Here is a 24,393-nt window from a genome sequence, read left to right as displayed (position 1 = left end):
CCTATCCCACCCGCACGTGCGCTGACGGCGGTGGGGGATTGCGGCGACAATGGACGGGTGACATCGCCAACCGACTCCGCCGCCGTCCCTGCTGGCCCCTCTGGTGCCGGCACCTTTGATCTGGCGGTCATCGGCACCGGTCTTGCCTTCGCCGAATCGCTCGCCGAGTTGTCGTCTGTGCTGCGCGCCGGCGGTGCGGCGGGTACGGCAGTGGTGCAGGCGCCGCCCGGCACCGGCAAAACAACGCTTGTCCCGCCGCTGCTCGCCAACCTTGCCGCGCCTGCAGGAATGGCCAAGCGCGTGGTCGTCACCCAGCCGCGGCGGGTCGCTGCGCGTGCCGCCGCCCGGCGACTGGCCTCATTGGACGGCAGCCAGATCGGCGACCGCGTGGGGTACACCGTCCGCGGTGAACGCCAGGCCGGATCCGCCACCCTGGTGGAGTTTGTCACGCCGGGCATCCTGCTGCGGCGCCTGCTCGATGATCCCGGCCTGGAAAGCACGGGCGCGGTCATCCTGGACGAGGTCCATGAACGCGGCCTCGAAACCGACCTGCTGCTGGGGATGCTCGCCGAAGTTCGGCAGCTCCGCGGCGACCTCACGCTGGTGGCCATGTCCGCCACCCTGGACGCGCCCCACTTCGCCGCCCTGATCGGGGGTGCAACCGCGAATGCAGGGACAGGACAGGCAGGGACAGCGGACGACGACGGCGGGCCAGCTCCCGTCGTCGACTGCCCCTCAGCGCTGTACCCCCTGGCAGTGGAGTGGGTACCCGCCGCCGTGGCGCGGCTGGATGACCGTGGGGTCACACGCGCGTTCCTGGACCACGTGGCCGATACAGCCGCGCAGGCCCATACCGCGGCGGTGGGGCAGGACGCGGGCACCGATGCGCTGGTTTTTGTCCCGGGAGCCTGGGAGGTCTCCTATGTGGCGGCTCGCCTCCGCGGCCGGGCTGCCCCCGGAACCGACGTGCTGGAGCTCCACGGCCAGGTCAGCCCAGCCGAACAGGACCAGGCAGTTTCGGGGCGCCGGCCGGGCGGCCCGGCACGGATCATCGTGTCCACGGATCTGGCCGAGTCATCCCTGACCGTCCCTGGAGTGCGCCTTGTCATTGATTCCGGGCTGACCCGCGAGCCGCGCCGTGATGCCAGCCGCGGCATGTCCGGGCTGGTCACTGTTTCCTGCTCCCGGGCATCAGCCGAACAGCGGGCCGGCCGGGCCGCGCGGCAGGGTCCGGGCCGGGTGGTCCGGTGCTACGACCAGCGGACCTATGGCGCCGCGCCGGCGCACGTGACGCCGGAGATCGCGGTCGCGGACCTGACCGGTGCTGCGCTGGTCCTGGCCTGCTGGGGATCGCCGGGCGGCGCCGGGCTGGCGCTTCCGGATGCACCTCCGGCAGCTGCCATGGGCGAGGCTGTTGAAGTCCTCCGCGAACTCGGAGCCGTGGCGCGTGACGGACATGCCACCGCGGTGGGGCGGGCGCTGGCCAGGGTCCCGGCCGATCCGCGGCTGGCCCGCGCACTGCTCGACGGTGCCGCGGCCGTAGGTCACCGCGCCGCAGCGGAAGCGGTGGCGCTCGTAGCCGGGGACCAGCGGGCCCCGGGGGCCGACCTCACCCGGCTCCTGTCCGGCCTGCGCGCCGGAAAGGACCCCGCCGCCAGGCGCTGGGCGGAGGACGTCCGCCGGCTGGAGGGCATTGCGCGGACTGAAGGCGCCGCCATCGGCACGTCCGGCATCGCCTCCCTCGTCAGCACCGCGCCGGTGACCGCTGCGGAGGCGGTGGGCGTCGTCGTCGCGCTGGCGTTCCCGGACCGCGTGGCCCGGCGCGTCCCGGGCGATGGCCCGGCCCGGTACCTGCTGTCGTCCGGCACTCGTGCGGGATTGCCGGCGGGCAGTCCGCTCACCGGGCATGAGTGGCTGGCCGTGGCGGAAGTTTCACGCGCCGCCGGCCGGGACGCAGCCGGTACCGGCGCGGTGATCCGGTCCGCCGCGCCGCTGAGCGCCGACACCGCCGAGGCGGCCGCCGGGCACCTCTTGACCGACACGGTGGAAGCGCAGTTCAGCCAGGGCCGGGTGAAGGCCAGGCGGGAACGCCGGCTGGGTGCCATCAGCCTGTCCTCCACCCCCATCCGCCCCTCCGCCGAGGAAGGCCGTGCCGCCGTGGCCCGTGCCCTCGCGAAGGAGGGGCTGGGAACCATCGGATGGTCGACGGCGGCCGATGTGTTGCGCCGCCGCCTCGCCTTGCTGCGCCGCGAACTTGGCGAGCCGTGGCCCGACGTTTCCGAACCGGCCCTGCTGGCCCGGCTGGACTCCTGGCTGGGACCCGAGCTCGAGGCACTGGCCGGCGGCGCCGCCACCAGCAGCATCGACCTCACCAACCCCCTACGGAGGCTGCTGCCCTGGCCGGAGGCGGTCCGTCTGGCGGAGCTGGCACCGGAGGCACTGAAAGTACCCAGCGGATCGATGGTGCGGATCGACTACCCCGAGGTGTCGGACAAAGCGGCGTCAGGCGGTGCCGGGTCAGGCTCGGCCGCGGCGGACCAGGCAGGACCCGGGCAGGAAGCGCCTCGGCAGCCACGCGCGGACGACGGCGGCCGGCCGGTTGTCGCGGTCAAGCTGCAGGAGTGCTTTGGCTGGGCTGAGACCCCACGGCTGGTGGACGGCAGGGTTCCTGTCCTCTTCCACCTGCTGTCGCCCGCGCGGCGGCCGCTCGCCGTGACGGACGACCTGGCATCGTTCTGGTCCGGGCCGTACGCGCAGGTGCGGGCCGAGATGCGCGGCCGCTACCCCAGGCATCCCTGGCCGGAGGATCCCTGGACGGCACTGCCGACGGCCCGGACCAAAGCCCGCATGTAGCGCCGGACCGCCGGCGGCCCTTCTTTCGCTGGTTGCACCGGTGAGATGTCCGATACCTCGCCGAAACGTTACGTCGACCCGCTGAAACATGGCACAGTTAGGCTCGTTCCTACTTGGACAACGTGGTCCAGACCACCACACGAAGGGACACACATAATGTTGCTTTTGAGTAGCCTGAACTTCCTCTTTGACGCCGGCCGCGGAGAGGGTAGCCGCCCGCACAATGGCGGGATCGGGAAGGCCGATTTCCCCACCGGCCGGCTGACCTCCACCGCCTGGGAAGGCTGGTGGCACGAGGACGCTGCGTAACCGGTCGGGACACGTGGCCGTTACGGCTGGCCGGATGGGTTAGCCGCGGCTCCGCATGAACCCGGCCACCTTGGGCGCCAGCGACGCTCCGATCTCTGCAGCGTCGCGTTTCTTTCCTGCGACGGCGAAGGAGTGGTCACCGCCGTCGATCCAGTCCAGGACAGCGGACGGACCGATCCGGGAGACCACACCCTCCAGCAGATCCGGCGTCGCAAAGGTGTCGCGCGTGCCCTGCAGGAACAACATGGGGAGCGTGAGCCCGAAGAGGTGCTCGTCGCGGAGCTTTTCGGGCTTGCCGGGCGGGTGGAGGGGATAGCCGAGGTAGACAAGGCCGGCAGTGTCCATTCCCTCGGCAACTGCCATGGACGCCATCCGGCCGCCAAACGATTTGCCGGCAGCCCACACCGGTCCCGTATCACCGTGCTCGGTTCCTCGCCGCATTGCTTCATGCATGGCGGCGCGCCAGGCGGCGATGGCTGCCGGCGGCCGGTCCGGGAATTTTCGGCCAGCCTCGCGGTAGGGGAAGTTGAAGCGCAAGGTGGCAACGCCGTCGTCGTTCAGTCCACGGGTGAAACCGCTCATGAACGGGTGCTCCATACCGGCGCCTGCCCCGTGCGCCAGCACCAGTGTGGCGAAGGGGCTGTCCGGGCGGGCGTAAACGCCGGAGACCTCAACGTCGCCGACGGGAAAGGTGACAGGGGATTCAGCTACGGCCATAGGTCCATGATGCCGGATCACCGGCAGCCCTGGGCGCCGGGGTGCTGACGCCACGCGTGGCGCAGGGTAGGTTGTCCCCATGGCGAGCGAACAGACCACCCTCACTGTCCCGGGACCGCACGGCGAGCGCGAGATGCGTGTTTCCAGCCCCAGCAGGGTGCTCTGGCCGGAGCTGGGTCTGACCAAGCTGGACCTCGCACGCTACATGGTGGATGTGGGGGAGGCGTTCATTGCCGCGAACGGTGACCGGCCGGTGGCGCTGCAGAGGTTCTCGGAAAACGTCGAGGGGGACCAGTTCTTCTCCAAGAACCCGCCCAAGGGAACCCCGGACTTCATCCGGTCGGTGAAGGTGGTCTTTCCGAGCGCGCGCTCGCACCCCATGCTGGTCCTTGACGAACCCGCCGCGGCAGTATGGGCGGTCCAGATGAATACGGTGGTGTTCCATCCGTGGCCGTCACATGCGGAAAACACCGATAACCCGGACCAGCTGCGCATCGACCTTGACCCGCAGCCGGGCACAGACTTCGACGACGCCGTCCCGGCTGCACTGGCGCTGAAGGACGTGTTGGCGGAGGCCGGGTTGGACACGTTCATCAAGACATCGGGGAACCGCGGCCTGCACGTCTACGCGCCCATCGAGCCCACCCACGAATTCCTGGACGTCCGCCACGCAGTGATCGCTGCGGCCCGCGAGCTGGAGCGGCGGATGCCGGACAAGGTCACCACGGCCTGGTGGAAAGAGGAACGCGGGGTGAAGGTGTTCCTGGACTTCAACCAGGCGAACCGGGACCGGACCATCGCCGGCGCGTACAGCCCCCGCGCGCTGGCCCATGCGCCGGTCTCCTGCCCCATCAGCTGGGACGAACTGGGCAGCGCGGATCCCAAGGACTTCACCATCCTGACGGTCCCCGAGCGGCTCAGGACCATCGGCGATCCCTGGGCAGACATGAAGTCGCATCCGGGCACCATTGACGTGCTGTTGGAGTGGTGGGAGCGGGACCTCAAGACCGGGCTCGGCGAACTGCCGTTCCCGCCGGACTACCCGAAGATGCCCGGTGAGCCCCCGCGGGTGCAGCCGAGCCGGGCCCGCAAACAGGACTGAGTCCGTTCGAGCCGGCTACTCGAACCGGGACGGGTCGCCGGTGCCGCGACGCACCACCTCGGCCACTCCGCTGGAATAGTCGATCACCGTGGTGGGCTCTGCCCCGCAGTCGCCGGAATCGATGACCGCGTCCACCTCGTGCTCAAGCCGTTCCTTGATTTCCCAGCCCTGGGTCAGCGGGTCTTCCTCGTCCGGGAGCAGCAGGGTGCTGGAGAGGAGGGGCTCGCCGAGTTCGGCCAGCAGCGCCTGGACCACCCGGTTGTCCGGGATGCGCACGCCCACGGTCTTTTTCTTCGGGTGCAGCAGCCGGCGCGGCACTTCCTTGGTGGCCGGCAGGATAAACGTGTAGCTGCCGGGCGTGACGGCCTTAATGGCGCGGAAGACGTCGTTGCCGATGTTCACGAACTGTCCCAGCTGGGCGAAATCCTTGCACACCAGCGTGAAGTGGTGCTTGTCGTCGAGCTTGCGGATATTCCGGATCCGGTCCAGGGCATCCTTGTTGCCCAGCTGGGCCCCGAGGGCGTAGCAGGAGTCCGTGGGGTAGGCGATCAGCCCGCCGTCGAGCACGATCTTCACGGCCTGCGTGATCGCGCGGGGCTGGGGATCCTGGGGATGAACATCAAAGTATCTGGCCATGCTCCTGAGCCTACGACAATTGGCGCCCTGGCCAGTAGACAGGCACGGCGCCGTGCGTGCAACGCCGAGGGAGGATAGGTTCAGGGCCTATGGGTTCAGTCAGCAGGGTGAGTCCCGTGCGGGGCGAACGAAAGGTGGCAGCATGCCGGTGTGGCTTCAGGCGTTGATGTGGGGAACCGTGGCCGGTGCCGCCCTGGTGCTGGGGGCCGCCGCGTCGTGGAAATGGGCCATTCCGTCCAAACTAGTCTCCTCGATCATGTCCTTTGGGGCGGGCGTGCTGATTTCGGCACTGGCGTTCGAGCTCGTCTCCGAGGCGGTTGATGGCGGGGGCCTGTGGCCCACCGTGACCGGATTCCTGGCCGGCTCCGTGGTCTACGTGGGAGCGAACATGCTCCTCACACGGGCCGGCGCAAAACACCGCAAACGCTCAGGCAGCCAGCAACCGTCGGAGCAGGACAGCCCGGGCAGCGGCACGGCCATCGCCTTCGGCGCCCTCCTGGACGGGATCCCGGAGTCGATAGTGCTCGGCGTCGGACTCGTCACCGCGGGATCGGTCAGTCCGGCCATGCTTGCGGCTGTCTTCATTTCCAACGTTCCCGAGGGTCTTTCCGGAACTGCCGGGATGAAAAAGGCAGGACGCAGTACCGGCTACATTTTTGGGGTGTGGGGAGGCATAGCCGTCATGTGCGGGTTCGCCTCACTGCTCGGGTATGTGGCGCTGGAGAACGCTCCGGACGCCGTCATCGCCTTCATTACCGCGATCGCGGCGGGCGGGATCCTGGCGATGCTCGCCGACACCACGATCCCCGAGGCGTTCGAAGAGCACCACAACCTCACCGGGCTGACCGCATCCGTCGGGTTCCTGACGGCCTTCACAGTCCACCAGCTCGGGGGGTGAAGTCCCGCCGTCGTCAACGGTCAACCCACGTGCACCCACGGCCGCTTGGTGACATCCGGTTCGGCCTCGCGGAGGATCTCGCGGGTCACGGGGGCGATCTCGCCTTCGCCCAGCACCAGGAATTTCAGGAGGTTCACGGCAGGATTTCCTTCGGTCCAGCGGAAGTAGACGTGCGGCATCAGCCCGGTCACATCGCGGATGTGCAGGAGCACCGAGGCGATGGTGTTGGGCACAACCGGTCCGTGCACTTCCAGGACGGCGAACCCGTGCCGCACCACGCCGCGGACTTCCAAGGCCGTCTCGAAGTCGGAGGAGTCATCCACTGTCACTTCCAGGAACAGGGGCCGGTAATCAGAGGGGAAATGGCTTGCTTCGGTGGCGGACGCCAGTTTCTGCCGGTATGCGTCCGCCGACTGGCGAAGCGGTTCGTGGGCGATGATCCCGATGGGCCCGCTCAGATTCTCCGCCATGAACTCCAGGGCCTGGGTGTCCAGCCGGACGTGCGTGGCGTGCAGTTCGAAGGATCGCAGCACCCTCGAGAGCAGCGAGATGCTGATGATCCCCAGGATGAAGAAGCCGGCAATCCGGATGCCTTCGGGACGTTCAAAGATATTGGTGACCGTTGTGTAGACAAACAGCACCGTGATGATGCCGAAGCCGATGGTCCGCTTACGCTGCTGAAGCCGGCGGGCCGAGAGTGTCACAGCCACTGCAGCCGAGGTCATCAGCACCAGGACGCCGGTGGCGTACGCCCCGCCCTGGGCATCGACGTCGGCCTCAAACAGCCAGGTGATCAGGAACCCGATCAGCGTGAAGACAAGCACGAGCGGCCGGACTGCCTTCGCCCACGCAGGGGCCATGCCGTACCGCGGCAGGTACCGGGGGACAAGGTTCAGCAAGCCGGCCATCGCGGACGCACCGGCGAACCACAGGATGGCGATGGTGCTCACGTCATACACCGTGCCGAAGCCCGGCCCGAGGTATTCGTGGGCCAGGAACGCCAGCGCCCTGCCGTTGGCTTCGCCGCCCGGCAGGAACTCAGCCTCGGGGATCAGGACAACCGTGGTGAAGCTGCTGGTCACCAGGAAGGAACTCATGATCAGGGCGGCGGTGGTCAGCATCCGCCGGGTCCCCTGGATCCGTCCGGCCGGGTTCTCCTGGGTGTCGGCCGCGCCGCCGCGGACCTGCGGCATCACCGCCACACCGGTTTCAAAGCCGGACAGCCCCAGCGCCAGCTTGGGGAAGACGAGCAACGCGATGGCCACCGCCATCAGCGGATTCCCGTGGGAGGTATTAAGAGTCTGCCACCAGTCACCGACGGCCACCGGATGGGCGGCTGCCTCCGCGAGCGACCTCGCGATGACCACCACGTTGAGCCCCAGGTACAGGACCACCAGCACAACGGCGACGCCGATGGCCTCCTTGAACCCGCGCAGGAAAACGGCAGCGAGCAGGGCAAGCAGGACCAGCGTTACGGCCACCTCCTGGCCGTGCAGGGCGTCCGGTGCAAACGGATTCTCGATCAGGTGTGCCGTGGCATCGGCGGCGGACAGCGTCATGGTGATCATGAAGTCGGTGGCCGCGAAACCCAGCAGCACCAGCACCAGGAGCTTGCCCCGCCACTTGGGGAGCAGCCGCTCCAGCATGGCAATGGACCCTTCGCCGCGGTGGCTCTCGCCGGCAACCCGGCGGTAGACGGGGAGGGCGCCGAACAGCGTCACGGCCACCAGGACAAGCGTTGCCAAGGGGGAGATGGCACCGGCCGCGAGCGCCGCGATGGCCGGCTGATAGCCCAGCGTGGAGAAGTAGTCCACGCCGGTCAGGCACATCACCTGCCACCAGTGGTGCTTCTTTTGTTCGTCCGCGAGCCCGCCCGGCCCCTGATGGGTGCCCTTGGCATCCTCCAATCCATGCATCAGCCAACTGCCAAGGGCCTCCTTCCGCGTCGCACGGAGTGCCGAGGGATCGGCAGGGGGTCTGCTCATGGTGGTCATGGAAGCCTTTCAGCCTGCGGCACAGCACCGCGGGCACAGCCGAATCTAGTACTGCCCACTCGCCTTGGAGCCGGATTCGGGCGGATCTTGACGCATCCTTAACGTCCGCATGACCAAAGCCCTAACCCCGGGAAAGGCCCGCACGGGACGTCGGGATCCGGGTGGGAGAATGGCGGCATGGCACGGGAACGGATAGTCATTGGCCTCAACGGCAGCGATGACGCAGAACTGCTCATCCGGCGCGCCGCCAGGATTCTCGAAAGGACCGACGGCGGCGAGCTGGTGGCCGTCCACGTCCGCACCACAGGGGGTGCCGCGGGCGAGTCTCCCCAGGTTTTGGAGGCACAGCGGCGGCTGGTCAATGACCTGGGCGGGACCTACCACACCGTCTCCGCGACGGATCCGGCCCGGGCCCTGCTCGATTACGCCCGCAAGTCCAGTGCCACCCATATTGTTGTGGGGCAGTCCCGCCGCGGACCGCTTGCCGGTGTGCTGGCAGGGTTGTTCGCCGGCGGCACCGTGGAAGCCCGGGTGGTCCGCGGTGCGGGCGACGTTGATGTCCAGGTAGTTCCCCGCGTCCCGCACCAGCGGAACGCACCACGCCGGCGGCCTGACCTGGGCCGCACCAGGGTTGCTATTGGCTTTGCGCTCGCAGCAGCCCTGCCCGCCCTGCTGCAGCTGCTGCTCGCAGCCTTCGACCACAGCGTTGCCACCGCCGTCCTAATCCAGCTTGCCGGCGCCGTTGCGGTGGCGCTGGTGGGCGGGTTGTGGCCTGCCGTGGTCGGCGCGCTGTGGAGCAGCGTGCTGGTGAACTACTTTTCCACGCCGCCCCTGGGGGACCTGGCGATCAGTGATCCCCAGGACCTCCTGTCCCTGGCCGTTTTTGTGGGGGTGTCAGTGGCAGTCGCCGGGGTGGTGGACGGGTCTGCCCGCCGGTCCAAGGAGGCTGCCCGCGCACAGGCGGAGGCGGCGACGCTGGGCGACCTCGCCCTGGGCGCCTCCCGTTCGGAGGACACCCTGGACGGGATCCTGGCGGAGGCCCTGGACGTTTTTGGTGCCACCGGTGCCGGTGTGTACAGCAGCCGGAAGGGCACAGCGCAAGGTTCCGTTCCGACGTCGGGACCCTCCGGAGTCCGCGGCGCGGACGGCAGGATCTGGTCGCTCGTGGCCGCTGCGGGGGATACCGCCGGGTGGGAGCATGGCGTCACCGGACTGCCGGGCAGCACCGCAGAACCGGTCGACGCCGACACCCGGCTGGTGCTGTTCGGCCGGGAGGTGCCGGCAGTGGAAAGCCGGTTGCTGGGTGCGTTTGCGGTCCACGTGAAAGCCCAGCTGGAACGCCGCCAGCTGGCCGTCAGCCGGCGCGAGGTGCTGCGGCTGGCCGAAGGGAACTCCATGCGCACGGCGATCCTGCGGGCGGTGTCCCACGACCTGCGGACGCCCCTGGCGGGGATCAAGCTCGCCGCCGGTGGCTTGCTGCAGCGGACCGTCACCTATACGCCCGCGGAAGAACGGGAGCTGCTGGAAACCATTGACGAATGCACGGACCGGCTGGACCAGCTGGTGGGAAACCTCTTGGACATGTCAAGGATCACCGCCGATTCCGTCCGGCCGCTGCTGGGACCCGTGCGGTGGAGCGAGGTTGTTGCCCCGGCCCTGCGCGGGCTCCCGGACGGTACAGTCCGGGTGGAGCTGCCCGCCAACATGCCCACTGTGGAAGCCGATCCGGTGCTGCTGGACCGAGTGATCGCGAACATTGTGGAAAACGCCGTCAAATACGCGCCGGGTTCGGGGATCACCATCACCGGCACTTCCGACGGCATGGGTGCAGCCACGCTGGATGGCTATCCGTCCGGCGAACTGCGGATCATCGATCACGGCGCCGGTGTGCCCGCCGGGAAGGTGCTTGAGATGTTCCAGCCGTTCCAGCGGCTCCACGACCGGCCACAGGCCACCGGAGTGGGACTGGGCCTGGCCGTCGCCGACGGGTTCGTCAGGGCCATGGGCGGCACGCTGACTGCACAGGAAACTCCCGGCGGCGGGCTGACCATGGTGATCAGGCTGGCCCTTTCCACCGGCTCGCCGGGCGCGCGTCACGCGGCCGGCCAGCCGCGTCAGGAGGCCACGTGAATTCGGACCAGGCTGATTCTTCCGGCACGCAGGGCGGCCGCCGGACCAGTGTGCTGGTTGTCGACGACGATCCCCACCTGCTGAAGGCACTCCGGATCACACTCCAGGCCCACGGCTACGCCGTGGAGTCAGCGGCCGACGGCGGCACAGCCTTGCGTGCCGCTTCCCACCGTCCGCCGGACGTGATGATCCTGGACCTCGGACTGCCGGACCTGGATGGCGCGGAAGTCCTGCGGGAACTCCGTCGATGGAGCAACCTGCCCGTACTGGTGCTGTCTGCACGCCACGGCTCATCGGACAAAGTCGACGCCCTGGATGCAGGTGCGGACGACTACATCACCAAGCCGTTCGGACTCGACGAGCTGTTGGCCCGCCTGCGTGCGCTCCTGCGCCGCGTTCCGGATCCGGCGTCGGCACCCACGGTGGCCGCTTCCTCGTTCACTGTGGACTTGGCCCAACGGCAGGTCACGAGGGACGGGGACGTTGTCCGGCTGACGCCGACCGAATGGAACATCTTGGAACTGCTGGTCCGGAACCCTGCCCGGCTGGTGACCCAGCAGCAGTTGCTGCTGGACGTCTGGGGACCGGCCTACCAGACGGAAGCCAACTACCTGCGTGTGTACATGGCCCAGTTGCGGCGGAAGCTGGAGGCCGATCCCGGGAAACCCCGCCACCTCCTCACGGAACCTGGTGTGGGATACCGCTTTATGCCCTGAAAACTGCGGGGCAATCAGGTTCCGTGAACCCTATGAACGCGGCGGGAAGTGCGGCAGGATGTTGACTGTTTCGAATCCGAATCAGTTCTGTACTTCAAGGAGACCCGGCCATGCCAACGACGCTCAACCCCTACCTTGGCTTCCGCGAGAACGCCCGCGAGGCGATGACCTTCTACCAGTCTGTCTTCGGCGGCGACCTGGCCCTCAGCACGTTCGGGGAGTTCCACGCCAGCGAAGATCCGGCGGAAGCCGACAAAATCATGCACGGCATGCTGACGGCCAGCAACGGCGTGGTCCTGATGGGGGCGGACACGCCGAACGGCATGGACCTCGCGACCGGCAGCTCCATTTCGGTTTCGCTCAGCGGCGACGACGAAGCCGAACTGCGCGGCTATTGGGAAAAGCTGTCCGCCGACGGCGGCACGGTCACCGTTCCGTTGGAGCCGGCGCCCTGGGGCGACATCTTCGGCATGTGCACGGACCGGTTCGGGACTGCCTGGCTGGTCAACATCAATAACCCCCAGGCCGCTCCCGCCTCATAGGCTCCACTCATTAGAACGGGACATAGAACGACGGAACAGCGGCGGGTTATCCCGCCGCTGTTCCGTTATCCTGACTATTTGCAGTGCTTTTCGGCTGCCCGAAGGTCACAGGCTCAGATCCATTTGGGGGCTGCGGGCGTTTCGTCCAGGGGTGTTCCGTTGTGTGTTGCGGTGACGCCGCGGGTGCCGCGTCCGGTGGCCCATTGGGTGATGCCGGGCAGGGTTCCGGTGATGAGCGTCGGGTTCTGGGCGGTGGTGTCGCCGAATGTCAGGTCCGGTCCGGTGACGTTGATGAGCAGGCCGGTGTCGGTGCCGCGGGTGTGCCACGCGGTGGTGATGTCTGTTAGGAGCCGTTCGAGCACGGGCGCGGGGATGTCGGAGAACGCCGCTCCGTTGTCCAGGTCGATGGCGTGGGTCCAGACTTCGCGGGTGCGCATCCACACGGTTTCCGTGGCGGGCACAACGCGGCCCTGAGCGGTTTTGACCTGGTGGTGCCAGGCCTGTGCCGGGAGGTCGCGCCATTCGACGTTCAGGTGCACCGCGGAGTGGTCGAACAGGTACCGCAGCGCGATCGGCGGCAGGGTCGCCCCGAAGCTGATTTCGTGGTCCCGGGCTTCGGGCGACGCGTACATGGGTGTTTCGGTCCCTGTTGCGGCCCATTCGATGAGGCGGGCGATGGCGCGGGCGTTGTAGCCGATGTGCGCGGTGACGTGCCGGCGGTTCCACCCCGGCAGCAGCGAGGGGCCGTCGAGGTCCTCGTCGGAGAGCTCGTTGAGTTTCCGGGCGAAGAACGCGGTCCCCCGTCGGGCCTGGAGCAGCGCCTCGAGCAGCTCCGGGTCCGTCGTCTGGTCCTGGCGGGCGGTCATCAGGCTTCCTTGACCACTCGGTTGGTCAGCTGGCCCAGGCCCTCGATGGTGGTGACCAGGAGTTGGCCTTCCTGCAGGTAGCGCTTGGGGTCCTGGGCGTGGCCCACCCCGCCCGGGGTGCCGGTCGCGATCACATCTCCCGGGTTCAGGGTGATGATCGTGGAGATGTAGGAGACCAGGAATTCGGGCGTGAAGACCAGGTCGGAGGTGGGGGTCTGCTGCTGGATTTCCCCGTCCACGGCGCTGGTCATCAGCGGGCCTGCGCTGAATTCGTCCTGCGTGACCAGGGCGGGTCCGAACGGGGTGGACTTCTCCCACGTCTTGCCCTGGAGCCACTGGACGGTCCGGAACTGGTAGTCCCGCATGGACACGTCGTTGAGCACGGCGTAGCCGGCGATGTGATCCTTGGCGTCGGCCTCGGCGATGCGTCGGCCTGTCTTGCCGATCACGACCGCAAGCTCGGCTTCCCAGTCCACCGCGTCGGACTCCTGCGGCAGGGCCAGGTCGTCATTTGGCCCGATCAGGGACTCGGCGTACTTGGCGAACAGGGTGGGGTACTCGGGGACTTCCCGGCCCATTTCCTTGATGTGGTTGCGGTAGTTGTGGCCCACGCAGATGATCTTGCCCGGGGCGGGGATGACGGCGGCGAGGTCGGCGCCCTCAGACGGGTGGGTGGCGCCGTTGGCGGCTTTGGCGATGGCCTCCCAGGCGGGGTCCTTCAGGAGGGCCCCGACGTCGGTGAATCCGTCGATCTCGGTGAGGGTGGTCCCGTCCTGGCGGACCGCGACGGTGTTGGTGCTGATGCCGTTGCTGGTCTGGGTGCGGAGGGTGAGGAGTCTCATGCGTTCTTGCGTCCTTCGGTGTAGGTGCGGCTGAAGTTCAGGCGTTCAAAGATGGGGGCGTCGCTGAATCGGAACAGATCAAACTCTGCAGCCTCGTCGGCGGTCAGGGACCATTCGGTCCAGGACGGGACGACGAACAGGTCGCCCTTGGCCAGAGACTTGGCCTCGCCGTTCAGGACCGCGGTGCCGGTGCCTTCGAAGACCTGCCAGACGCTGGAGCCGACTTCGCGCAAGGGCTCGGTGGTGGCGCCGGGCCGGAGGCGGTGGAATTCGGCCCGGATGGTGGGCATGACGTCCCCGCCGGTGGTCGGGTTCGAGTACCGGACCGCGGCGTGGCCCTGGGACACGGTGGCCGGATGGCCCTCGTCCTCGAGGAGTAGCTGTTCTGCCAGGGCGGCGTCGGTGTGTTCCCACCGGTACGCCGCGATGGGGGAGTTGGCCGTGTCCTGGAGACCCGAGAGCGGGCGGAGGCCGGGGTGGGCCCAGAGCCGCTCGGACCGGGAAATCTCCGGGGTCGCTTCGTCGGTGACGCGTTCGGTGCCGAACTCGAAGAACCCGGCGTCCGCGTAATGCACAAACGGGATATCCAGCCCATCGATCCAGGCCATCGGGGAGTCGGTGTCGTTGTGGTGGCCGTGGAAATTCCAGCCCGGCGTGAGGAGGAAATCACCGCGGCGCATCGCCACCGGATCCCCGTTCACCACCGTCCACACGCCTTCGCCCTCGACCACGAACCGGAACGCGTTCTGGGAATGGCGGTGCTCCGGGGCGGTCTCGCGGGCCCCTAGGTACTGGATCGCAGCCCACAACGTCGGGGTCGCGTACGGGGTCCCGGCAAGGCCAGGGTTCGCCAACGCAATCGCCCGGCGTTCCCCGCCACGCCCAACAGGGACCAGATCCCCCGCCCGCGCAGCCAACGGATACAGATCATCCCACCGCCACACATGCGGCACAGCCTTCGGCGACGGGACCATCGGCATCAGATCCCCGATCTCCGTCCATAACGGGACCAGGTTCTCACTCTCAAAACCCTGATAAAGCTTCACCAGCTGCGCAGCCTCCTCCGGCGTCGGCTCCGGAACAATCTGGCCGGCGGCAACAGAAGCATGCGTAAGATTCTCGGCGCTGACGGACATGGGGGCCTCCTTGATGGTGCGATGAGCGTTTGGGCGTACGAACGACTCTAGGGAGCGGAGTATGTGACCTCCAACATATTCTGCCTAGCAGAATCACCGGGCAAGGGCCCGGTCTGTTGGATCAGTCCCTGTTGAAAGGGTTGGCGGCAATGTCGATTTCGAGCTGGCGCCGGGTCTCCATCATGACGCCAACCAATCCTGCGTCAAAGAGTCGCCGGAACCTTGCAACCGGGGTGGCTACGCTCAATGCCCCGACGACGTCGCCGGCGCGGTTGTGCAGGGCCATCCCCAGGGCGCTGATGCCTTCCTCGGTACCTTCGAAGTTGGCGGCGAATCCGTTGCCGCGGATGGTTTGAAGTTCCCGCAAGAAGGCCGGGTACTCGGCGTCGGGGATGTTGTCGCCGCCGATCTCCGCGTTGCTGCTGCGGAACAGTTGGTCGACCATGGCGGGTTCAAGTTCCGCCAGCATCGCCTTGCCGCCCGAGGCCTTGTGGGCCGGCAGGACTGTTCCTTGGCGGTCGCCAACGCGCAGGGCGCTGGTGCTCTCGACGGTGTCCAGGAACCTGACCTTCGTGCCCACGCGGATCATCAGGTTGACCGTTTCGTTGACCCGCGAACACAACATCTCCATATGCGGCCTGGCCACTTCCCGCAGCAGGCGTGACCAACTCACGCGGGCGGGGCCTGCACCCATGGCCGGCCCGGGAACATAACGCCGGGACTCGTCCTGGACCGCGAAGCCCCGGTATACCAGCATGGCCAGGAGCCGATGGGCGGTGGAAGGAGCCACGCCCAGTTCGTTGGCGGCATCCTTGAGCCTCAGGCTGCCCCCGTCACGCAGGAGTTGAAGTAACAGCAGGGCGTTGTCCACCGTCTCGATGGGGTAGGTAGGTTTTCGTTGGACCGGTAAGTTCTGCATGGCAGAATTATATAGCGAGGCCGTATGAGGTGGCCGACAGTGGTGGGATGAATCACACACCTACCGCCGCGGCGCCGGGAATCACAGGCGGCGCCGGCCTTTTCTCCTCTGGCGCATCGCGGTTCTCGAAGCAGTCCGCCATGGCTGTGCTGGTCTGCTGGCTCCTGGTGGTCTTTGACGGCTACGACCTCATTGTTTACGGCACGGTGCAGTCGTCCCTTATCAATGACACCGGCTGGGGGCTGACGAAGGCCACAGCTGGGACCGTCGGCTCGATGGCGTTCGTTGGCATGATGATAGGCGCCATCTTCGCGGGTCGGATGTCGGACACGTGGGGACGCCGCCGGACCATCATCGGCTGCGCCATTCTTTTCTCCGTCTTCACCATCCTGTGCGCGTTTTCCCCCAACGCCGTCGTCTTCGGTGCCCTCCGACTGTTGGCGGGCATCGGCCTGGGTGGCCTCGTCCCCTCAGCCAACGCGCTCGTGGCAGAACTGGTCCCCACAAAGTGGCGTTCAACGGTGGCCACGCTCATGATGTCTGGCGTACCGATCGGCGGCTCCATCGCCGCGCTGGTAGGGATCCCGCTGATTCCCGCCTTCGGCTGGCCGGCGATGTTCCTGGTCGCCGTGTTGGCCTTGATAGTGGTCATTCCGCTGGGACTCCGCTACCTCCCTGAAACCCTGGCACCGTCCGCGTCCTCCGACGCTGCAGTAGCCCGGGAACCCGCCGGTTTCGGGTCACTGCTCCGGGCGCCGTTCCTCGGCATGAGCCTGCTCTACGCATTCGCCACCTTGGTGACCCTGTTCGCCTGGTACGGCCTCGGCACGTGGCTGCCCAACCTGATGCAGCTGGCCGGTTACAACCTCGGCTCAGCATTGACTTTCGCCCTCGCCCTGAACGTGGGTGCCGTAGCGGGATCCGTCATCACCGCCTGGGCCGGGACCCGGTTCGGCCCGATCCCGACGGCGATCGCCGCCGCCGGCGTCGCTGCCGCCGCGCTGTTCGTGCTGGTCACCGGCCCGCCCGTCGCCGTCGTCTACCTCATGCTGGTCCTGGCCGGCGTGGGAACCCACGGCACGCAGTGCCTCGTCATTGCTGCAGTGGCCAGCCACTACCCTGCGCACCTGCGCGGAACGGCCCTTGGCTGGGCCCTCGGCGTCGGCCGCATAGGCGCCGTCGCGGCACCGCAGGTGGGCGGGCTGCTGCTGGCTGCCGGGCTGGGCGTCAACTCCAACTTCCTGGCTTTCGCCGGTGCGGCAGCCGTGGCAGCCGTCCTGCTGGCAGCCATTTCCGCCAAGATCAATTCCACTACCAAAATCTCTGAAGGAGACAGCAATGTCTGACCTGAAATCGTCCACCGAAGTCCTCGTTATCGGCGGCGGAATGGCCGGCCTGGCCGGGGCCCTCGCGCTGCGGGAGAACGGCGCCGAAGTGACTCTCGTGGAGCGTGCTCCTGAGTTCGGCGAAGTGGGCGCGGGCCTGCAGATGGCCCCCAACGCCTCACGCGTACTGAAGCGTTGGGGCCTGCTGGAGAAGGCCCTCGAAATCGGCGTCCGCCCCAAGCACCTCGTGTTTCGCGACGCAGTGACCGGCGAGGAGCTCACCAGGCAGACGCTCGGCGGCGAATTCGAGGAACGCTATGGCGCTCCCTACGTCGTGATCCACCGCAGCGACCTGCACCGGGTCCTGCTCGACGGCTGTGAGGCGGCGGGCGTCAAACTCGTCAACGACGTCATGGTGGAGAGTGTGGAAACCGTGAACGGCCGCGGCATTGCGCACACCGCCGCCGGCGTTGACTATGAGGCGGACGCCATCATCGGCGCCGATGGACTTAAGTCCACCCTGCGCCCCCTCGTTGCCAACGACGAGCCGGTTTCCTCGGCCTACGTGGCGTACCGCGGTACCGTGCCGATCACCGAAAACACGCCCAAAGCCGACCTTGAAGACGTCATCGTCTACCTTGGACCGGACTGCCACCTGGTGCAGTACCCGCTGCGCAAGGGTGAGCTGCTGAACACCGTCGCGGTGTTCAAGTCCCCCTCCTTCGAACGCGGCGAAGAGCAGTATGGCGGTGTGGATGAACTCGAAGCGGCTTACAAGGACTGCATTCCGGCAGTGCAGGAGGCACTGAAGAATCTTGGCACCGCCATGCGCTGGCCCATGTACGACCGTGACCCGATCGAAAACTGGGTGGCCGGCCGAATGGTCCTGGTGGGTGACGCCGCGCACCCCATGCTCCAGTACCTGGCCCAGGGCGCCTGCCAGGCCCTCGAAGACGCGGCCGTGCTGCAGGACGTCACCAACGGCACCGTCTTCACCGCGGACGGCGTCAACCCCGCAGCCTGGGATGGTGCCATCAAGGAATTCAACACCATCCGTGCCGGCCGCACGGCCCGGGTCCAGCGGAATGCCCGTGTATGGGGCGAGTCGTGGCACGTCTCCGGCCTGGCCCGCACGCTCCGGAATCTGCTGTTCAAGAGCCGGACGGACAACAACTTCCAGTACAACGACTGGCTCTACGGCCATGACCAGCACGGAAGCCCCGCCCGCCCTGAAGCCGCCCCGGCCAAGGCGTTCTCTGCCTAGGACACACTCCTTATCCGCGAGTCCTTGAGGAGGGGCTGGGCGCAGTGCAACCATTGATGCGTGCAGCCCCTCAATCGCTTAAGGGCCGTTCCGGGCCTGCCGGCCTGACCGGGAGCGGCAGTGCGGAACGTCACCCTGTACCTGGACGTCGACGGCGTCGTTTGCCCGTTCGGAGCGACGGGCACGACGCCATGGGGTTCCGGCTGGATACTTGCGAACGCCGGCGTGCTTGAGGTGGCATATGCGGGCCAGCTGGTTGACGGGCTGAACCGGCTTTCCCGGTTGCCTGGAGTCCGGTGCGTGTGGCTCACGAGCTGGGAGGAGATGGCCGCGGAATACTTATGCCCTGCCATCGGACTTGCAGGTGGCCACTGGCCCTGCCTGACAGCGGATGGTGCCGGAACGGGGGAGGGCTGGTGGAAGCTTGCCGCTCTCCAGGAGGACCTGGCGGCCAACGCCCCGGATGGCATCGTGTGGATTGACGATCAGCTCCGCTATGAACAGGAAGCACTGGCGTGGGCCGGATTCCTGGGCCGACGCATCCTCACGGTGTCGCCCGATCCGCGCCGGGGAATCTCTCCCGCCGAGCTGGCCGCCGTCGGTGGGTTTGTCACGGAGCAGCTGTTTTTGACCTGATGCCATGGACGCGTACGATCGATAGGCTTTTACGCCGGTTCCGTTAACTCCACAGGTCATTTCACATGAACTGTAGGTGAAGTATGCGTTGCAGGGCACGGCGGGTAGTGGAACTGCTGAACGTCGACTCAGCAGATTGGGCAACAGGTGGATATCACCTTTATGGTGGCGCTGGTCATCGGACTGGCATTATTTTTTGACTTCACAAATGGATTCCACGACACCGCCAATGCGATGGCTACGCCCATCGCCACCGGTGCCATCAAGCCGAAGACCGCGGTGACTCTCGCGGCAATCCTGAACCTGGTAGGTGCCTTCCTCTCGACGGAAGTGGCCAAAACAGTCTCCGGCGGCATCATCCGGGAAGGCTCGGACGGTGTCCAGATCACGCCGGACATTATTTTCGCCGGGCTTATGGGTGCCATTCTCTGGAACATGATCACGTGGCTCAAGGGACTGCCGTCCAGCTCATCGCATGCGCTCTTCGGCGGGCTGATCGGCGCGGCCATCGCCGGTATCGGGTTCAATTCCGTGAACCTGGAAACGCTGCTGCAGAAGGTCATCCTGCCCGCCATTTTCGCCCCGCTGATTGCCGGCCTGGTGGCGTACCTTTGCACGCGGCTCGCGTATGCCCTGACGTCGCGGCACGATCCGGAAACCGGCAGCAAGCTGACGCAGAAGCGGGGCGGGTTCCGCACCGGCAGATCTTCACGTCCAGCCTCGTGGCGCTGGCCCACGGAACCAACGATGCACAGAAGACCATGGGCATCATCACCCTGGTGCTGATTTCCGCCGGCACCCAGTCCCCGGGTTCGGGCCCGCAGTTCTGGGTCATCACGGCATGCGCCCTAGCCATCGCGGTCGGCACCTATGCCGGTGGCTGGCGCATCATCCGGACCATGGGCTCCGGGTTGACTGAGGTCAAGCCCGCACAGGGGTTTGCGGCCGAGACCAGCACCGCCTCAGCCATCCTTGCGTCCTCCCACCTGGGTTTCGCTCTTTCCACCACGCAGGTGGCGTCCGGCTCCGTCATCGGGTCAGGCATGGGCCGTAAGGGCACCACGGTGCGGTGGAACATGGTGGGCAAGATCGCCCTGGGGTGGCTGTTCACGCTTCCCGCGGCCGGCATTGTGGGCGCGCTGACCGCGCTGCTCGTGAAGACGGGGGTGGTGATTGCCGCCGTCGCCGGCACCGCCGCGGTGCTGTTTATGTTCTTCTACTCCCGCAAGTCCTCGGTGGGCCACCACAATGCCGTGGAAGTCGAAGAAGCGGGCCAGACCGTCCGCTTCGCCAAGAAGAAAGCCCTCGCCCGGGCCCGCGCCAAGGCGAACCAGCACAAGGACGCTCAGCTATGAAGTGGTTGGAACTCTTGACTGTGGCCGGCACCACCCTGGTGTCCGCGGTAACGGTTGTGGTCCTGTATTCGCTGGGCGTGCGGCTGACGGCCATCGCCGGCGACGCCCAGCAGGCCTCACCCCGCGCCAAACGCTACTTCGCCTCCGCCTGCTTCGGCCTCTGCGGCCTGGCTGTGATGTTCGGGCTGTACCTGATCATTCCGTACTTCAGCAAGTAGCCCTTCAGCCCGTCCACACCGCAGCGCTACTCTGGTTCCATGTCCAGGATCCAGTATTTTGTCGCGGCCTCCATCGACGGGTTCATCGCCACCACGAAGGATGACCTCGCCTGGCTTCTTGAGTTCGACGGCTTCGAGGGCGGCAAGGAAAGCTACGAAACCTTCATGGCCGGCGTCGGCTGCATTGTTATGGGCGGCGAGACGTACGCCTGGCTGATGGAGCACGAACCCGGCAACTGGCCGTACCCTTCCACACCCTGTTATGTGTTTACCCGGCACGAGCACGTTGCCCCGGCCGGCACGGACATCACGTTCGTCCGCGGACCCGTCCAGGAGTTCATCCAGGACTTCAGGGACCACGCCGGCGGCTTGAACGTCTGGGTGGTGGGCGGCGGCAACCTCGCTGCGCAGTTCGCCAACGCGGGACTGCTGGATGACCTCATCCTTTCTGTCATCCCCGTGGTCCTGGGCGACGGCAAACGGCTGCTGCCATTGGAGGGCCCGACGTCGCCACTTGAGTTGACGGCGTCCCGCACCTTGGGACGGGGCATAGTGGAGCTCCGCTACACCCTCACCTCCCCGGTTCCGGCGCGCTAGGGAGCTGAACGGACTGAGGCGCTTAGGCCTCCGCGGGCTCGTTGTCCCGCAGCATGTTGGTGAGGCGTGCGGTGGAGAGGCGGCGGCCTTGTTCGTCGGTCATCACGATTTCATGCGTTGTCAGTGTCCGGCCCAGGTGGATCGCGGTGCACGTACCTGTCACGGTGCCCGCGGCGATTGCACGGTGGTGGGTGGCGCTCACTTCGATGCCCAGGGCGTGCCTGCCTGCGCCTGCGTGCATCCCGGCGGCAAAGGATCCCAAGGTTTCGGCCAGCACCACATGGGCGCCGCCGTGCAGGATGCCTGCCACCTGGGTGTTCCCTTCCACCGGCATGGTGGCCACCGTTCGTTCCGGGCTCATCTCGAGGAAGTGGATCCCCATCTTCACCACCAGGGCACCGATGCCCAGGCGGCCGAGCCAGTCGTGGAGGTGCGCCGGGATGCCTGCTGTGACCAATTCCTCAGTGAAGGGCCCGGGCGTGAAATTGTCCATCATGGGAACTAGGCTGGCACCTGTGAGTGAAACTACCAAACCGGCCCCCTTCCCGTCCGAGACCGCAGTGCTTGACGCTGATGCTGCCCTGCAGGACATCAACGTCCTGCCGGCCGGAGGCCAGGTTTCCGCCACGGAAGGCCCCGTGGTTCCCATCACCGGCCAGCCGCGGCTCCTGGTTCTGGACGGCCACTCGATGGCGTTCCGCGCGTTCTTCGCCTTGCCGGCGGACAAGTTCTCCACCGCCAACGGACAGCACACCAACGCCATCCACGGTTTCACGTCCATGCTCATCAACCTGATCAAGGAACAGAAGCCCACCCACATTTGTGTCGCCTTCGACGTCTCGGATGACACCACGCACCGCAAAGCCGAGTACAGCGAGTACAAGGGAGGACGCAACGAAACGCCCCGTGAGATGAGCGGCCAGATCGACCTCATCGACAAGGTCATGGGCGCCTGGGGCATCAAAACCATCAAACTGCCCGGCTATGAGGCCGATGACATCCTGGCCACCCTCGCCGCCATGGGGGAAAAGGCCGGTTTCGAGGTGCTGCTCGTCTCGGGCGACCGTGACGCCTTCCAGCTGATCACGGACAACGTTTTTGTGCTTTACCCGAGGAAGGGCGTCAGCGACATTCCCCGGATGGACGCGGCAGCCATCCAGGAAAAGTATTTTGTGACGCCCGCGCAGTATTCGGACCTTGCCGCTTTGGTGGGCGAGACCGCGGACAATCTTCCGGGCGTTCCGGGCGTCGGCCCGAAAACCGCGGCCAAGTGGATCAACCTTTACGGCGGTCTTGAGGGCGTCCTCGAGCACCTGGATGCGATCGGCGGCAAGGTGGGCGATGCCCTCCGGGAAAACGTGGAGGACGTCAAACGCAACCGACGCCTGAACAGGCTCCACACGGATCTCGAACTTCCGCTCACCCTGGATGATCTCGCGGAACCGCGGCCGGACGAAGCCGCGCTGGAGGCTTTGTTCGACGAACTTGAATTCAAGACCATCCGTTCCCGGCTCTTTGCCCTGTACGGCAGCGAGGACGTGGAATCTGCGGAGCGCGAAACCATCGCCGCGCCGGACTTCGTGATTCCCGCCGGGGCCGCCGAGCTGGGTGCCTTCCTGGCGGCGGGCGCTGGCAAGACGTCGGCAGTCGCCGTCGACCTGGTGCCCGGGCGGATCGGCGAGGACGCCGCCGCACTGGCCATCGTCCGTGACGATGCCGCCGTCTATATCGACCTCGCCGCGCAGGACGCCGCAGCCGAAAACGTCCTGGCGGACTGGCTGCGCGATGAAAGCTCGTCAAAGGTCATGCACGGCTACAAGGCTGCGTTGAAGGCCCTGTCCAGCCGTGGCCTGGGACTGGAAGGCGTAGTGGATGACACGTCAATTTCCGGATACCTCATCCAGCCGGACCGCCGCACGTATGAACTCGCCGAGTTGGCCCAGCATCACCTCAACGTCAGTGTTCCGTCCGAGGCCTCCAAGGCGGGCCAGCTGGAGCTGGCGTTCGACGACGCCGCCGCCGCCGGCGCGCTGGTCCAGGTGGCGGCCGTGGTCCAGGCCCTGAGCCGGCACTTCGCATCAGAGCTCACCGAACGCAAGGCGGGGGACCTGCTGACCACCCTGGAACTGCCCGTCAGCCGGGTGCTGGCCGACATGGAAACAGCGGGCATCGCCATCGACCTGCCGCGCATGGACGAGCAGATCGCCGATCTGGCCAAAGTGATCGACAACGCGCAGGAACTTGCCTTCGCCGCGATCGGCCACGAGGTTAATCTCGGATCGCCCAAGCAGTTGCAGACCGTGCTCTTTGACGAACTCGAATTGCCGAAAACGAAGAAGATCAAGTCCGGCTACACCACCGATGCCGCGTCGCTGAAGAACCTGCTGGAAAAGACCGGCCACGAATTCCTGGTCCAGCTGATGGCGCACCGGGAGTCCTCGAAGCTGCGCCAGATGCTGGAGTCGCTCAAGAAGTCCGTGACGGAAGACGGCCGGATCCACACCACCTACGCGCAGAACGTGGCAGCGACGGGCCGGATCTCCTCCAACAATCCCAACCTGCAGAACATCCCCATCCGCAGCGAGGAAGGCCGTCGCGTCCGCGGCATCTTTGTGGTCAGCGACGGCTACGAGTGCCTGCTGTCCGCGGACTACTCACAGATCGAAATGCGGATCATGGCGCACCTTTCGGGCGACGCAGGCCTGATCCAGGCCTACCAGGACGGCGAAGACCTCCACCGGTTTGTGGGCTCGAACATCTTCCACGTGCCCACCGAAGAAGTCACCAGTGCCATGCGCTCCAAGGTCAAGGCGATGTCCTACGGCCTCGCCTATGGCCTCACATCGTTTGGCCTGTCCAAGCAGCTGGAAATTTCCGTGGACGAGGCCCGCACGCTGATGAAGGACTACTTTGACCGGTTCGGCGCCGTCCGCGACTACCTCCGCGGAGTGGTGGACCAGGCCCGGGTGGACGGCTATACGGCCACCATCGAGGGGCGTCGCCGCTACCTGCCGGACCTCACCAGCACGGACCGGCAGCTTCGCGAAAACGCGGAGCGCATCGCCCTGAACTCACCCATCCAGGGATCGGCCGCGGACATCATCAAACGCGCCATGCTGGGCGTGCACGCTGCACTGGCGGCCCAGGGCCTGAAGTCGCGCATGCTCCTGCAGGTCCACGACGAACTGGTCCTTGAAGTCGCCGCCGGCGAACGTGTTGCGGTGGAGAAGCTCGTCACCGAGCAGATGGGCTCCGCCGCGGACCTCAGCATCCCGCTGGATGTCCAGATCGGGGTGGGCCCCAGCTGGTACGACGCCGGCCACTAGGCTGCTGGGAAC

21 protein-coding genes and 1 pseudogene are annotated in these 24,393 nt (G+C 66.7%); 14 read left to right on the top strand and 8 right to left on the bottom strand.

Annotation, left to right across the window (positions count from 1 at the left end; translation table 11 throughout):
* Window positions 1-57 precede the first annotated feature (57 nt).
* Both hrpB and ACX80M_RS03045 read left to right on the top strand, forming a co-directional pair.
* Window positions 58-2,853 (top strand): ATP-dependent helicase HrpB, encoded by a 2,796-nt coding sequence (gene hrpB, locus ACX80M_RS03050; protein WP_459308766.1) that lies wholly within the window; start codon window positions 58-60, stop codon window positions 2,851-2,853.
* A gap of 165 nt (window positions 2,854-3,018) precedes the next feature.
* Window positions 3,019-3,162: a hypothetical protein gene (locus tag ACX80M_RS03045; protein ID WP_252608023.1), complete on the top strand. Its 144-nt coding sequence runs from the start codon at window positions 3,019-3,021 to the stop codon at window positions 3,160-3,162.
* Window positions 3,163-3,201: 39 nt separating this feature from the next.
* On the opposite strand, the gene ACX80M_RS03040 is transcribed toward ACX80M_RS03045, so the two are convergent.
* Entirely contained in the window at window positions 3,202-3,879 is a 678-nt protein-coding gene (locus ACX80M_RS03040; protein ID WP_252607926.1) for an alpha/beta hydrolase family protein, read from the bottom strand.
* Window positions 3,880-3,958: 79 nt separating this feature from the next.
* On the opposite strand from ACX80M_RS03040, the gene ligD reads away from it, so the two are divergent.
* Complete coding sequence (gene ligD / locus ACX80M_RS03035; protein ID WP_252598742.1) at window positions 3,959-4,981, top strand: non-homologous end-joining DNA ligase; 1,023 nt, start codon at window positions 3,959-3,961, stop codon at window positions 4,979-4,981.
* Between the two features lie 15 nt (window positions 4,982-4,996).
* On the opposite strand, the gene ACX80M_RS03030 is transcribed toward ligD, so the two are convergent.
* Window positions 4,997-5,617, bottom strand: a complete 621-nt coding sequence (locus ACX80M_RS03030) for an L-threonylcarbamoyladenylate synthase (protein ID WP_058932553.1) — start codon at window positions 5,615-5,617, stop codon at window positions 4,997-4,999.
* Between the two features lie 142 nt (window positions 5,618-5,759).
* Between ACX80M_RS03030 and ACX80M_RS03025 the strand changes: the two genes are divergently transcribed.
* Window positions 5,760-6,515, top strand: a complete 756-nt coding sequence (locus ACX80M_RS03025; protein ID WP_459308763.1) for a ZIP family metal transporter — start codon at window positions 5,760-5,762, stop codon at window positions 6,513-6,515.
* A gap of 20 nt (window positions 6,516-6,535) precedes the next feature.
* On the opposite strand, the gene ACX80M_RS03020 is transcribed toward ACX80M_RS03025, so the two are convergent.
* Window positions 6,536-8,509, bottom strand: a complete 1,974-nt coding sequence (locus ACX80M_RS03020) for an APC family permease (RefSeq protein WP_459308761.1) — start codon at window positions 8,507-8,509, stop codon at window positions 6,536-6,538.
* A 177-nt stretch (window positions 8,510-8,686) separates the two neighbouring features.
* Between ACX80M_RS03020 and ACX80M_RS03015 the strand changes: the two genes are divergently transcribed.
* From ACX80M_RS03015 to ACX80M_RS03005, 3 genes are all read left to right on the top strand, one after another.
* A complete protein-coding gene (locus ACX80M_RS03015) occupies window positions 8,687-10,639 on the top strand; it encodes a DUF4118 domain-containing protein (protein ID WP_459308759.1) in 1,953 nt (650 codons plus the stop codon).
* Window positions 10,636-11,355 carry a response regulator gene (locus tag ACX80M_RS03010; RefSeq protein ID WP_459308757.1) on the top strand — a complete coding sequence of 240 codons (720 nt, stop codon included), beginning with the start codon at window positions 10,636-10,638 and terminating at the stop codon, window positions 11,353-11,355. The genes ACX80M_RS03015 and ACX80M_RS03010 overlap by 4 nt, the downstream gene beginning before the upstream one ends.
* 110 nt (window positions 11,356-11,465) lie before the next feature.
* The gene (locus ACX80M_RS03005; RefSeq protein WP_459308755.1) at window positions 11,466-11,897 is read left to right on the top strand and encodes a VOC family protein; all 432 of its coding nucleotides are present in this window, start codon (window positions 11,466-11,468) and stop codon (window positions 11,895-11,897) included.
* A gap of 113 nt (window positions 11,898-12,010) precedes the next feature.
* Here ACX80M_RS03005 and ACX80M_RS03000 read toward each other — a convergent pair whose 3' ends face one another.
* The 4 genes from ACX80M_RS03000 to ACX80M_RS02985 form a co-directional block, all read right to left on the bottom strand.
* Window positions 12,011-12,763, bottom strand: coding sequence for a maleylpyruvate isomerase family mycothiol-dependent enzyme (locus ACX80M_RS03000; protein WP_252598748.1), 753 nt, complete (start codon window positions 12,761-12,763; stop codon window positions 12,011-12,013).
* On the bottom strand, window positions 12,763-13,605 hold the full coding sequence (locus ACX80M_RS02995) for a fumarylacetoacetate hydrolase family protein (protein WP_252607930.1): 843 nt from the start codon (window positions 13,603-13,605) through the stop codon (window positions 12,763-12,765). The genes ACX80M_RS03000 and ACX80M_RS02995 overlap by 1 nt, the downstream gene beginning before the upstream one ends.
* Window positions 13,602-14,741 carry a cupin domain-containing protein gene (locus tag ACX80M_RS02990; protein ID WP_252598750.1) on the bottom strand — a complete coding sequence of 380 codons (1,140 nt, stop codon included), beginning with the start codon at window positions 14,739-14,741 and terminating at the stop codon, window positions 13,602-13,604. Before ACX80M_RS02990 ends, ACX80M_RS02995 begins: the two co-directional genes overlap by 4 nt.
* Before the next feature lie 121 nt (window positions 14,742-14,862).
* Window positions 14,863-15,660 (bottom strand): IclR family transcriptional regulator, encoded by a 798-nt coding sequence (locus ACX80M_RS02985; RefSeq protein WP_252607932.1) that lies wholly within the window; start codon window positions 15,658-15,660, stop codon window positions 14,863-14,865.
* Window positions 15,661-15,707: 47 nt separating this feature from the next.
* On the opposite strand from ACX80M_RS02985, the gene ACX80M_RS02980 reads away from it, so the two are divergent.
* From ACX80M_RS02980 to ACX80M_RS02955, 6 genes and pseudogenes are all read left to right on the top strand, one after another.
* A complete protein-coding gene (locus ACX80M_RS02980; protein WP_252613746.1) occupies window positions 15,708-17,006 on the top strand; it encodes an MFS transporter in 1,299 nt (432 codons plus the stop codon).
* The gene (locus ACX80M_RS02975) at window positions 16,999-18,249 is read left to right on the top strand and encodes an FAD-dependent oxidoreductase (RefSeq protein WP_252613747.1); all 1,251 of its coding nucleotides are present in this window, start codon (window positions 16,999-17,001) and stop codon (window positions 18,247-18,249) included. The genes ACX80M_RS02980 and ACX80M_RS02975 overlap by 8 nt, the downstream gene beginning before the upstream one ends.
* Window positions 18,250-18,369: 120 nt before the next feature.
* Window positions 18,370-18,885, top strand: coding sequence for an HAD domain-containing protein (locus tag ACX80M_RS02970; protein WP_252598754.1), 516 nt, complete (start codon window positions 18,370-18,372; stop codon window positions 18,883-18,885).
* 147 nt (window positions 18,886-19,032) lie between these two features.
* Window positions 19,033-20,240: pseudogene (locus ACX80M_RS02965) on the top strand (inorganic phosphate transporter).
* Entirely contained in the window at window positions 20,237-20,458 is a 222-nt protein-coding gene (locus tag ACX80M_RS02960; RefSeq protein ID WP_252598755.1) for a hypothetical protein, read from the top strand. Before ACX80M_RS02965 ends, ACX80M_RS02960 begins: the two are co-directional and overlap by 4 nt.
* A gap of 39 nt (window positions 20,459-20,497) precedes the next feature.
* A complete protein-coding gene (locus tag ACX80M_RS02955) occupies window positions 20,498-21,055 on the top strand; it encodes a dihydrofolate reductase family protein (protein WP_252598756.1) in 558 nt (185 codons plus the stop codon).
* A 22-nt stretch (window positions 21,056-21,077) separates the two neighbouring features.
* Here the strand turns inward: ACX80M_RS02955 and ACX80M_RS02950 are convergent, their stop codons facing one another.
* Window positions 21,078-21,551: a hotdog fold thioesterase gene (locus tag ACX80M_RS02950; RefSeq protein WP_099093412.1), complete on the bottom strand. Its 474-nt coding sequence runs from the start codon at window positions 21,549-21,551 to the stop codon at window positions 21,078-21,080.
* Window positions 21,552-21,744: 193 nt separating this feature from the next.
* Between ACX80M_RS02950 and polA the strand changes: the two genes are divergently transcribed.
* Window positions 21,745-24,381, top strand: coding sequence for a DNA polymerase I (polA, locus tag ACX80M_RS02945; RefSeq protein WP_459308831.1), 2,637 nt, complete (start codon window positions 21,745-21,747; stop codon window positions 24,379-24,381).
* The last annotated feature ends 12 nt before the right edge of the window (window positions 24,382-24,393 follow it).

Source organism: Pseudarthrobacter sp. MDT1-22 (assembly GCF_054511035.1).
This window is presented reverse-complemented; position numbering and strand designations above follow the sequence as displayed.

Coding starts and splice junctions, on each gene's coding strand:
- ACX80M_RS03040 (WP_252607926.1), bottom strand. CDS start 3,879: ATGGCCGTAGCTGAATCCCCTGTCACCTTTCCCGTCGGCGACGTTGAG.
- ligD (WP_252598742.1), top strand. CDS start 3,959: ATGGCGAGCGAACAGACCACCCTCACTGTCCCGGGACCGCACGGCGAG.
- ACX80M_RS03030 (WP_058932553.1), bottom strand. CDS start 5,617: ATGGCCAGATACTTTGATGTTCATCCCCAGGATCCCCAGCCCCGCGCG.
- ACX80M_RS03025 (WP_459308763.1), top strand. CDS start 5,760: ATGCCGGTGTGGCTTCAGGCGTTGATGTGGGGAACCGTGGCCGGTGCC.
- ACX80M_RS03020 (WP_459308761.1), bottom strand. CDS start 8,509: ATGACCACCATGAGCAGACCCCCTGCCGATCCCTCGGCACTCCGTGCG.
- ACX80M_RS03015 (WP_459308759.1), top strand. CDS start 8,687: ATGGCACGGGAACGGATAGTCATTGGCCTCAACGGCAGCGATGACGCA.
- ACX80M_RS03005 (WP_459308755.1), top strand. CDS start 11,466: ATGCCAACGACGCTCAACCCCTACCTTGGCTTCCGCGAGAACGCCCGC.
- ACX80M_RS03000 (WP_252598748.1), bottom strand. CDS start 12,763: ATGACCGCCCGCCAGGACCAGACGACGGACCCGGAGCTGCTCGAGGCG.
- ACX80M_RS02995 (WP_252607930.1), bottom strand. CDS start 13,605: ATGAGACTCCTCACCCTCCGCACCCAGACCAGCAACGGCATCAGCACC.
- ACX80M_RS02990 (WP_252598750.1), bottom strand. CDS start 14,741: ATGTCCGTCAGCGCCGAGAATCTTACGCATGCTTCTGTTGCCGCCGGC.
- ACX80M_RS02985 (WP_252607932.1), bottom strand. CDS start 15,660: ATGCAGAACTTACCGGTCCAACGAAAACCTACCTACCCCATCGAGACG.
- ACX80M_RS02980 (WP_252613746.1), top strand. CDS start 15,708: ATGAATCACACACCTACCGCCGCGGCGCCGGGAATCACAGGCGGCGCC.
- ACX80M_RS02975 (WP_252613747.1), top strand. CDS start 16,999: ATGTCTGACCTGAAATCGTCCACCGAAGTCCTCGTTATCGGCGGCGGA.
- ACX80M_RS02960 (WP_252598755.1), top strand. CDS start 20,237: ATGAAGTGGTTGGAACTCTTGACTGTGGCCGGCACCACCCTGGTGTCC.
- ACX80M_RS02955 (WP_252598756.1), top strand. CDS start 20,498: ATGTCCAGGATCCAGTATTTTGTCGCGGCCTCCATCGACGGGTTCATC.
- ACX80M_RS02950 (WP_099093412.1), bottom strand. CDS start 21,551: ATGATGGACAATTTCACGCCCGGGCCCTTCACTGAGGAATTGGTCACA.
- polA (WP_459308831.1), top strand. CDS start 21,745: ATGGCGTTCCGCGCGTTCTTCGCCTTGCCGGCGGACAAGTTCTCCACC.